This window comes from Candidatus Zixiibacteriota bacterium, from assembly GCA_019038695.1.
Classification (GTDB): Bacteria; Zixibacteria; MSB-5A5; order GN15; family FEB-12; genus B120-G9.
Genome location: JAHOYZ010000034.1, coordinates 24340 through 34292 on the forward strand (window position 1 = coordinate 24340; position 9953 = coordinate 34292).

Sequence of the window (9953 nt, forward strand, 5' to 3'; positions counted from 1 at the left end):
ATGATGCTCGCTTGAGTCACCAGTGTCAAGTGTTGACGGGTTGAAGGTTAGTGACGTTCGAGATTATCTGTCCGTTTTCCCAGTCAGGAGCTTCCCCATGCTCACCCGTTCCTCGACGTGGTAGCCAAGTCGGTGATAGAACGCTACTACCTCGCTGTTGGATGCCAGGACCTGAAGGTTGAGTTTCGGGCATCCGATACAAGCCAACTCACTCTCGACACGGGTCATCAGCATCGCCCCAATCCCCCTGCGACGACACTCGGGATCGACCGCAACCGAATATACCCATCCTCGATGGCCGTCGTATCCGGCCAAGGCCGTCCCCACTAAGCGTTCCTCAATGGTTGCTACAAAGAACAGCTCTCGCTGTATTTCCTGCTTACGAGCAATTGCTGTTTGTGGGTCGTTGTGAGGAGCCGGGTCGGGGAATGCCACATTCCACAGCGCGACTACAGCCTCCTCATCAGACAACTCATACGGCCGTACCGCCAGAGCGGAGATATTGGTATTCACTGTTTGTCCTCAGAGGTGGGAGCATGCAACTGGTCCAGTAAATCAAATCCATCCCATTCTCCCCATCGTTCGGTGATTATCCCATCGACAATTCGCAAAATCTCAATTCCACGAAACGTAATCCGTTTACCTGTCGGAGCCACACCCAGAAATTCTCCCTGATGCGTCCCTTCCGCCGTCCAGCGTATCGTTACCTCACTTTGCTCGGCATCAATGACCAGATGATCGTCGGTCGGATGGAAATCCGGAAAAGCAGTAAAAAACTTCCTGATCCCTTCCTTGAATCCATTGTTGGAAGTATCTCGTCCGGCAGCACTGTGATCAACGAAGTCAGCCGCATGAAGGCGATCAACTGCAGATGTATTACCCGCTGTCCACAATTCCCGCATCCATTCGATGGCTACTTGCTCCAATTGTTTGCGCATACTCATAATACTTCAGGCTTGCCTGTGAACCATCCATACATTCGGCTCTACGTAGATACCTGTGTCGGCGTTGCGATCTATTTCGACCGGCACTAGTGCTCCGGGAATGATGTATCGACCGCTCTCAGGAAGCGGCATCTCTGTCCACTGCTCCCATTGTGTGATCGAACCACTAATGTGCATTGCCTGAGGACAGACATTTATGATTTCTGCCCCCATCCTGAAATGAACTCGCAACCACGGATCAAACGGCAGCCCGTGGCTGTTTTCCCATTTGATATAATTGTTCATCGAGGTGAGGGGATAGCGGCTCTTGAAGTTGGGACGAACAGGCGCGATAAGTCTTTTGAGACCATTGTCAGAACCGATCTTCTTCATAATCTCGATTATTTGTGAACTGAGCTTCTTACCTCGATGCGACCCCGCTACCATAATTTGCAATGCGCACAGAGTGTGGGGCTGCCTTCCGTTGGCCAAATCATCGACTCCCTGAGCAAGCGCCCAATCCCAGCCTTTGTCAGGCAGTTGAGAAGGGTCACCATCCCACGCGAGAGGGATACAATTGCCAGCCGCAATGACCTTTTGAGTATCCTGATCAAGCAACGAGAATTGATACTCAGGAAACCTATGAAATAGGTCATTCCAGTGAAGCCCAGCGACCGCATCGTGAAGCATAAACTCCGGCCACGACTCAACGACGAGCGGATTGTTTATCGCCAGCAGATCACTGCAATCAACTGCGGTGACGAGGGTGTAGTTCGGGTCGATCATGATCCTGCGAGCGATCCTTCACTCATCAGATTCTACTTCTACCAACTCAATCTCAAACAGCTTGGGCCAGTTTTTACCGGTTATAAAAAGTCTGTCGTTCTTCGAGTCATAGGCAATACCGTTGAGCACATCCATCCCCGAGGTCCACTCGATAATGCCAGTGAGATCAATTGATCCGGTGACAAAGCCGGTACTTGGTGAGATACGTACGATGCGGTTAGCCATCCAGATATTAGCATATATCTGGCCGTTGATGAATTCCAGTTCGTTAAGCAGTGAAACCGCACCTGAAGAATCATGAACCGAGATCGTTTTAATCACATCAAAGGTTGTCGTATCCCGAAAATACAGCGTCGCTGAGCCATCGCTCATGATGAAACGTGAGCCATCATGGGTGAGCCCCCAGCCACTGGTGCTATATTCAAACTGTCCCAGCGAATCAAGTGTTGTGCGATCATAAATGAATCCCACATTTGATTGCCAGGTCAGTTGGAATATGCGGTCACCAAGAACGGTGATACCCTCGCCGAAGTACTGAGCCGACAAATTTATCATCACCTCAACCGCTCCGGTCTCCAGCTCTACTCTGCGAAGCGAGGAATGACCAAATTTCCCAGTCCCTTCGTAAAGCGTACTATCAACGTACGCAAGACCCTGCGTGAAGGCGGCAGCATCATGCGGATATTCGGTGACTACGCGGTAGGTGTAATACCGCGTGATCTCTGGCTCGTTTTCTTTTGGACCGGTTGATTCGGAGCAGCTCGAGATGAACGCGACGCCGATGACCAGCAGGCACGCTATCTGAATGCTCCTTATGGTGCTTCTGGCTCTCAATGCAAGAAACACCTTTCTCCGATCATAGCAGTTGCGCGAAATCTTCGAACGGAATAACCGGCCAGGTCTCTGTTTCGAGAATAGCCGCACTGTTAATTTCCGAAGCCACCCGGAAAGCTACAATTTGATCCTCCGCCTGGAACACGGCCAGGAAGTCGTACCTACCGAGGGTGGCGTACAACTTCTCAACGATCACTTTGTTCTTGGTAAAGATTTCCAGCGATTGGTTAACATGATGCGAAAGATCGGGGTGTTCCTTTTTCGCGGCCGGGTTGATAGTCATGGCCATAATATACGTTGCCATATTCCCTCCTGACGATAAGGTTCTTCACTTTTATAATAATACACGATCCAAATCGGAGCAAACTATTTGTACCAATCGTGCGACTTGATATATCATTAAAGAAGAATTGCTAACTTCCCGATCTGGGTCTGTCCGTCCTCGTTCTCTACTATCCAATAATAGAGACCAGAGACAACCAGTTGTGTATTCCTCGATACTAGATCCCACTCGTGGTATGGTGAAATCGGGTCTGATGGATCAATGTCATGATCCATTTTGCGGATCAAGTCACCATCGAGAGAATAAATGCTAATGGTACAGCGAGGAGGTAGGTTGGCAAACGTGATCCTGCGTACGCGGTCGCGCGAACGATCCTCCATACCCAACCCTTCCAGTCCGTAGACACGGTAGTAAGCATCTTGACGGTATGGGTTGGGAAAGACATAGACATTGCCAACTTCGTCATCCAGATGATCCCACGCATCTTCCGGGTAAGCGTATTTGGCTCCTATCAGAATCGAAGATTCGAGCGACGCCAGACCGGTTATGACCGACCCGACATCAAAAGAGGTAACGCTCACGTAGTAGGGTACGTTGGGAAGAAGATTCTCAATCGTGCACCCGTACTCGTAGTATTTCGGGTAGCCGTCATCGGTCAATTCATCGGGCTCAAAATGTTCTAATGAACCGGGCGGAGGTTGGTCAGGAAAAATCTTGTGGATAGGGGCCGAGGCATTCAGATTCGACTGATTGTACCCGTGTTTCGTGAAGTAGAAGATCGAATCCTCAGGGAAGAGCGGGTGGATATATGGGTGATGATACGTGTAGTTAAGGGGTGAAAAGGCTGAATCCATACAGGAGTCCGCCGCGAAACCGTACAAACAGCGAAGTTTCTCAAGCGTGAATGGGGTATCCATCACCTGGAAGTAGTTCTGAAGGCGATGCTGATGAGTGAACGTATGCTTGTCGTAATTATGATGGTCAAATGATGCTATAAGCGAGAAACTCTCTTCTCGATCATCTCGGCCGATGTAAACGCGGTATCCTTCGAAATCAATCTCGCCGGAAAACAAATCCGGAGTATTCTCGGAGCGAAGACCATTGAAGCGAAGCCTTATTCCGTTGCGGATTGGGTATAATCTCAAGTCCGGACTCGGAGGTGGGGCTGCTGCAACCAGGTCTGGAGCGCCGTCACCTTTGTAATAGAAAGTATCCACAATGTCGCAGACATGGAATGCTCCTGAATAGCCGTCACCGTCCGTATCGACTCCGGGGATGTCGTATACTCTTGCGGCCACATCCGCGTTGGCTTTCAGGCTAGTGAAATCCAGGCCGGATCTGAATTCATCAGGTTGATAGTTGCGCAACATGTTAAAGTAAAGATTATACCGTTCACGGTGTAGGTTTTCACCAGCCACGAATGCCACTGGCACTACAATCTCTGATCCGGGTAGCATGTCAAACGGTCCCACTGAGAGTACATACTGGAAATCAAGTCCACGAGTGATTCGCTGGGCTACTTTGCTACTGGGTTTGGCCCATACCTGGTCAACCGCCTGGATAGCCAGAGCATAAACAGGATCATAATCGATGTGTCCGTTACTCATCATGGCATATTTGTTTCGATCTCCTATGGGGGTACCTATGCCATTGCCCATCTGACGGAAGCCCTCCTTGGTCTGCGGTCCGAAATCGTAGGAGGAGGAATAGTTGAACGACCACCAGTTGAAGCTCACTGTGTGCTCAGTGCCGGCCATGCCAAGTACCCGCAGGGCAGCGACGTTGGGCACTGTGAAATCTCCGCCCTTGTAATCGCCATCATTATCGGCCGTCCAGGCAATATTGACAGTGTCCCGATAAACACAGCTCTTATACTCGTATTCCGAAGTTTGGATATACCCGCCAAGGTCCTCGCTTCCTCCGGGATTGGACTTGCGGCCATACGGATCCCTGGATCTGTTAAGGTCAATCCCTCCCTTATGCACATCAACGTCCCAGTAGACCCCGACGTACAGGTCCTGGAGGAAATTGTTGCCGACATTCTCAATTGTGTATTCGATGATAACCCAGTCATCAGTGTGGGCGTACGACCATGACAAGGACCGCTGGGTCACCTGCACTCCCAGGGGGGTGTGTAACCGTCGCTCGATAGGGTCAAAAGTAGAAATGGCGGAAAAAGTGTCGGCATAGACTCCGATGTAATCCAGTTCGGATATTGCGTCAGAGAATTCATCAGCCAGAGGGTCGAGCGTAGATCGACGGATCATGGGACTTACGGCGAGAAACTCACGGGACTGATTATTCCCCTCGGCCCCTGTACTGACCAGGGTGTCGCCATCAACCACTGCACCGATCCACAAACCGCCTTTGTAGAAACAGGAATTGCCGCTCCCCTTTGGGTATTCGCCATACCGGACCCTGGTACCTGAGAAACAATCCAATGTCACCCCTCGGTTTTCGCCAATACCGACCATACCGAAATTGGTGATGCCAAATACCAGCTTGCCGATGTTATGAGTTCCGATGCACAATAGAGAAGCGGTGGACAAATCCTGAAAATAGTCTTTGTCGATTTCGGCCCGTTGGGCCGTGGCTTGGGCGGCGGTTAGGAAGCTAACGATAAGGAGAGCACAGACCCACTTGCCTCGCTGTTGAGAAAACTTGGTTGCCGTACTCCTGTCCTCACAATTCAAGAGAGCATCTTTCTAATCCCGACTAAAATAGTCGGTAGATTCAAATGCCACAAGGACTATTAGCAAATCCGCTTGAATCTCGCCAGAGAAAAAGGGACAGGCCCGAATGACCTGTCCCTTACGAAAATCAATTTACGATGAAAGGCTACTTCATAAGCAGCATTTTCCTGGTTTCAGTCATCGCGTCGGTCTGAATACGATAGAAATACATGCCTGAAGCATAATTCGTCGCATCCCACGTAACACAGTGCTGACCTGCTCCATAGGAACCGTCGGCCAGAGTTGCAACCTGCTGTCCTGTAATATTGAAGACAGCAATCGTTATGTGGCCGGCCTGACTCAGGGCGAAGCCAATTTCGGTGGTCGGGTTGAACGGGTTAGGATAGTTCTGAGAGAGACCAAACTCCTCAGCGATCATGCCCGTAACGCCACCGTTGGCAAAGAGATCACCACTCTCGCACGATTTGGTCACAGCATTAGCGCCGGCATTGTAGGTCATGGTCGCATGAGTAGCGTTCGTTACCTCAAAACACCATTCTCCAACAGGTTTCTTCATACCTGCTGTCTGGAAATCAACTGTGCCGTCGGCCGCTGTGACGCCATTGTAAGTTCCTCCGGTCGGACCGGTTGCAGTAACGTACACAGTGGCCCCGGCGACCGCTCCACCAACATCATCCTGGATAGTGACAGTGCAGGTGCCAAAATAGTTGGGACCGGACTTCGCTCGTCCAACCGCAATATCCGCCACATGCATTTCATCGCTGGGTTGATCGGTAACGTTAATATAGTCAACCATGGTAGCGACATCAGAACCGTAGGCGTTGGTTGCTGTCATGGTTACAGTATATGTACCAATGTTCGGATAGGTGTAACCGGGATTCTGAGCCGTCGAAGTGCCCACGCCATCCCCGAAGTCCCAACTCCAATTCGTTGGGTTGCCGGTCGAAATGTCAGTGAAGTTCACTGCCAGAGGGTATGGACCAGAAGTCGGAGAAGCTGAGAAATCAGCCACAGGAGGTCCGGGTGTAGACTCAAATTCGATATACATCTGATCGATATATAAGGCATCGAGACTGGTCAGTCCCCAGGAGCGATTGCTGTCACGCGTACGGACATAGACCGTTCCACTGGTATAGGCTGGCAAGGAAGCATTGTACACCTGCTCGGTAGCCGAAGCCACCGTTGTCAACGACAACCAGGTAGCGCCGTCGGTCGAGTACTCGAAGATGAAATCATCGCCGTCACTGTTAGTTGAGCGATAGGCTTCCAGGAAGAACGTCACCGTCGCGCCGCCTCCCACATTGAAGGTCCACTGGTGTTCGGCATTGCTGGTGACTTTGCGCGGATGGCCGGTGGATTCCGATTCGGTAATCACTTCGTAGGCATCATCACTCGCCACTGTATTGGCAAACGTGCCACTATATGTTCCAAGAACAGAAGTCTCAGATTGAGCATAGGTCTTCTCAGCGAAACTTTCCTCGTTCACGGTGATGTAGTCCGTCTTGGTCTCGTCATCTGAGCCGTAGGCGTTGGTGGCAGTCAGAGTCACCGTGTATGTTCCTACCGTATTGTAGGTATACGAAGGATTCTGGGCTGTGGAAGTACCACCGTCCCCAAAGGTCCAACTCCAACTCGTCGGGCCATCGGTTGACTGGTCAGTGAAGTCTACTGTCAGGGGGTAATTGCCACTGGTGGGGTTACCAACAAAGTCAGCCGTTGGTGGTGGAGGCGGCGGTTCCGTCACGGTGATATAGTCAGTCCTGACTAGCTGATCAGTGCCGCAAGAGTTCGTAACGGTTTGCGTAACGGTGAAGGTCCCGGCTGCAGTATAGGTGTACGACGGACTGGCCGTAGTCGAAGTACCTCCATCACCAAATGTCCACGAATACGACGTGGCACCACTTGACTGGTCAGTGAAATTCACGCTCAGCGGATAGTCGCCGGATGTCGGTGAACCGGTGAAACCGGCTGTTGGTGCTGTACATGTGACGGTGATATAATCCACTCTGGTGAATACATCATCACCGCAGAAGTTAGTCGCGGTCAATTCGACCGTGTAAGTACCAGCCGTATTATACGTGTAACTGGGATTAGTGGCCGTCGAAGTGCCGCCATCACCAAAAGTCCACGAATACGAAGTAGCACCGCTGGAGGAATTAGTGAAATTGACCAGCAACGGTACTTCACCTGAAGTTGGCGATCCTGTGAACCCGGCTGTAGGAACCACGCACGGATCAACGGTGATGTAGTTGGTCTTGATTTCATCGTCGGATCCACCCGGACCGGTTACGGTCAGGGTGACAGTGTAGGTTCCTGCCGCTGTGTATTCGTAAGACGGACTCTGTGTTGTAGAAGTCCCGCCGTCACCGAACGTCCAACTCCAGTCAGTGATACTACCCGTCGACTGATCAGTGAAGTTTACCGTTAATGGCTCGGTGCCCGAAGTCGGGGAGCCGACGAAAGCAGCCACCGGCGGCGGCGGCGGACCAGTGTTAACGGCATTGTACGAATTGATACGACCCGCACCCATCTTGCCGATGTACTTGGAAGCTAGCTCCGCATCTATATCATCGGCGCTACTATAAAGCTGGTCCTCAACCTGCGAGGCTGTCCAGGTAGGATTCTGCGACCAGATCAGACCTGCAACGGCAGCCGCCATCGGGCAGGCCATCGAGGTCCCGTCCATGCTGGCCCAGAAGGTGGTCGCCGCATCGGTGTGGTCGTGATAGGTCGAATAGATGCCAACACCTGGTGCCGAAATATCAACCCAGGTGCCATATGTAGTGAATGAAGCGGCGGCGTCATTTTCATCGGTAGCGGCCACCGAAATACAGTCGCTGCGGCTGTTCAGATAAGGGGCAGATTCCGAACCGTCGTTTCCTGAAGCGACAAAAATCAACCCGCCATTGGCGATGAAATAATCGGCGGCAGCGGCAATACCGCCGGAGTTAGAGGAACCCCATGAGCATGTGGCGATATTGGCGCCATTATTGGCGGCATAGTAAAACGCCTCGGCGGCGGCATCCATCATCACTACGCCGTATTCCTGGCCTAAGTAGTTGTACGAATACCCCATACGGAGCGCCATGACTTTGACACCGTTTCCGGTTACGGCCTGGGAACCATTGCCCCAGCCACCGGCAGTTCCAGCCATACCGTAACCGTCATTGGTTAGCATGCCAATGATACCGGCCGTATGAGTGCCGTGACCGTTGAAGTCGCGAGGATCATTATCTTTGTCGTTACAGTCTTCACCGGTCCAGCAGTTGCTGACGCCATCGATGAAGTCGTAACCAATCCAGTCATCAATGTAGCCATTGCCGTCATCATCAACGCCGGCGGAGCCGTTCAACTCGGCATCATTGATCCACATGTTGCCCCGAGACGCTCCCGGATTGGCGACAGTAGCGTTCGCTCCACCCAGATCGGGATGATAGTATCGCGTTCCTGAATCGAGGTCTGCGATGATAATCGACGTTGAGCCAGTCTGTATATCCCAGGCTTCGGGGGAATCGATATCGTCGTCGTTTGCCTGATTATGATACCATTGATAGGGGTCATAATAGCCGTCATTGGGAGTGGCAAACATTGCATGAATGCCTATCGGTTCAACCTTCTCCACCAAGGGATGATTGCGATAGGCGGCCATCGCATCGTCAAGATCGCCCGATTCAAATTTTATTTTATGATACTTGGCTAATTCGGCCGTTTTGGCACTGGCACCAGCACCCTGGAACTGTTGCTTGATGCGAGACACTGCAAACTTGTCAGAGATCGCATCAAACTCTGCATCGCCAATGTGTGCCACGGCATTAGAAGCCTGACTTACTTCCATGCGGCCCATGTTGTGATCAAGGACAACAATGAACTCGTCCTGGACATAACCAAGGAATGCCGGAATATCTCTAGGTTGGTCTACTTGCTTAATCTGGTCTGCTGAAACAACAATCGGAATGAGAAAAAGAACGCACGACAGGAAAATCATGAACCTTTTCATGGCCCCTCCGGTGAGAAGAGAGTTTACTATTAAATTACCTAATTAATTGATAAATGTTCTTACGTCAGAGCATCACCTCCTCTAGAAAAAGGAATGCAGCTTTGGCGTCGCATGAGTGCAACATTTGCAGGCAGGGCTACGTGCCTGCCCCGGAATGAACCCACTATCAGTAGATTCACAGTAAAAAGTAAGATACGCAATTGAATTGAATTGGTCAAGGGCATTTCGCGGTCAAGTTATCACGGGTCGATTGACCGATCGTTTTTTTTCATATTAGCTATTGACATTGTTGTGTTTAGCCGATATATAAGCCATGTATGACTGGTATCCCTCATTGTTTTTTTCCAGGCTTTTGTCGAAGCTTCGTTCTTCCTGTCAAATATTTGGAAAAGCTGATTTCGGGGACCGACGCGCAATAGTGCGCATTAACGCTTATG

The 9953-nt window shown here is 50.9% G+C and carries 6 protein-coding genes and 5 pseudogenes; all 11 read right to left on the bottom strand.

Annotated features, from left to right (window positions below; all coding sequences use genetic code 11):
- Positions 1-63 precede the first annotated feature (63 nt).
- Positions 64-513, bottom strand: coding sequence for a GNAT family acetyltransferase (locus tag KOO62_11115; protein ID MBU8934543.1), 450 nt, complete (start codon positions 511-513; stop codon positions 64-66).
- Entirely contained in the window at positions 510-944 is a 435-nt protein-coding gene (locus KOO62_11120) for an ester cyclase (GenBank protein MBU8934544.1), read from the bottom strand. Before KOO62_11120 ends, KOO62_11115 begins: the two co-directional genes overlap by 4 nt.
- Positions 945-950: 6 nt before the next feature.
- The gene (locus KOO62_11125) at positions 951-1709 is read right to left on the bottom strand and encodes a GNAT family N-acetyltransferase (GenBank protein ID MBU8934545.1); all 759 of its coding nucleotides are present in this window, start codon (positions 1707-1709) and stop codon (positions 951-953) included.
- Between the two features lie 18 nt (positions 1710-1727).
- Positions 1728-2477 (bottom strand): glutaminyl-peptide cyclotransferase, encoded by a 750-nt coding sequence (locus KOO62_11130; protein MBU8934546.1) that lies wholly within the window; start codon positions 2475-2477, stop codon positions 1728-1730.
- 88 nt (positions 2478-2565) lie between these two features.
- A complete protein-coding gene (locus KOO62_11135; GenBank protein ID MBU8934547.1) occupies positions 2566-2847 on the bottom strand; it encodes a GYD domain-containing protein in 282 nt (93 codons plus the stop codon).
- A gap of 95 nt (positions 2848-2942) precedes the next feature.
- The gene (locus KOO62_11140) at positions 2943-5519 is read right to left on the bottom strand and encodes a hypothetical protein (GenBank protein MBU8934548.1); all 2577 of its coding nucleotides are present in this window, start codon (positions 5517-5519) and stop codon (positions 2943-2945) included.
- An 805-nt stretch (positions 5520-6324) separates the two neighbouring features.
- Positions 6325-6567, bottom strand: a pseudogene (locus tag KOO62_11145) (PKD domain-containing protein).
- A 465-nt stretch (positions 6568-7032) separates the two neighbouring features.
- Positions 7033-7269 (bottom strand): annotated as a pseudogene (locus KOO62_11150) (PKD domain-containing protein).
- Positions 7270-7296: 27 nt separating this feature from the next.
- A pseudogene (locus KOO62_11155) lies at positions 7297-7566 on the bottom strand (PKD domain-containing protein).
- Positions 7561-7815: pseudogene (locus KOO62_11160) on the bottom strand (PKD domain-containing protein). The pseudogenes KOO62_11155 and KOO62_11160 overlap by 6 nt, the downstream one beginning before the upstream one ends.
- Positions 7816-8079: 264 nt before the next feature.
- Positions 8080-9516: pseudogene (locus KOO62_11165) on the bottom strand (S8 family serine peptidase).
- Positions 9517-9953 lie beyond the last annotated feature (437 nt).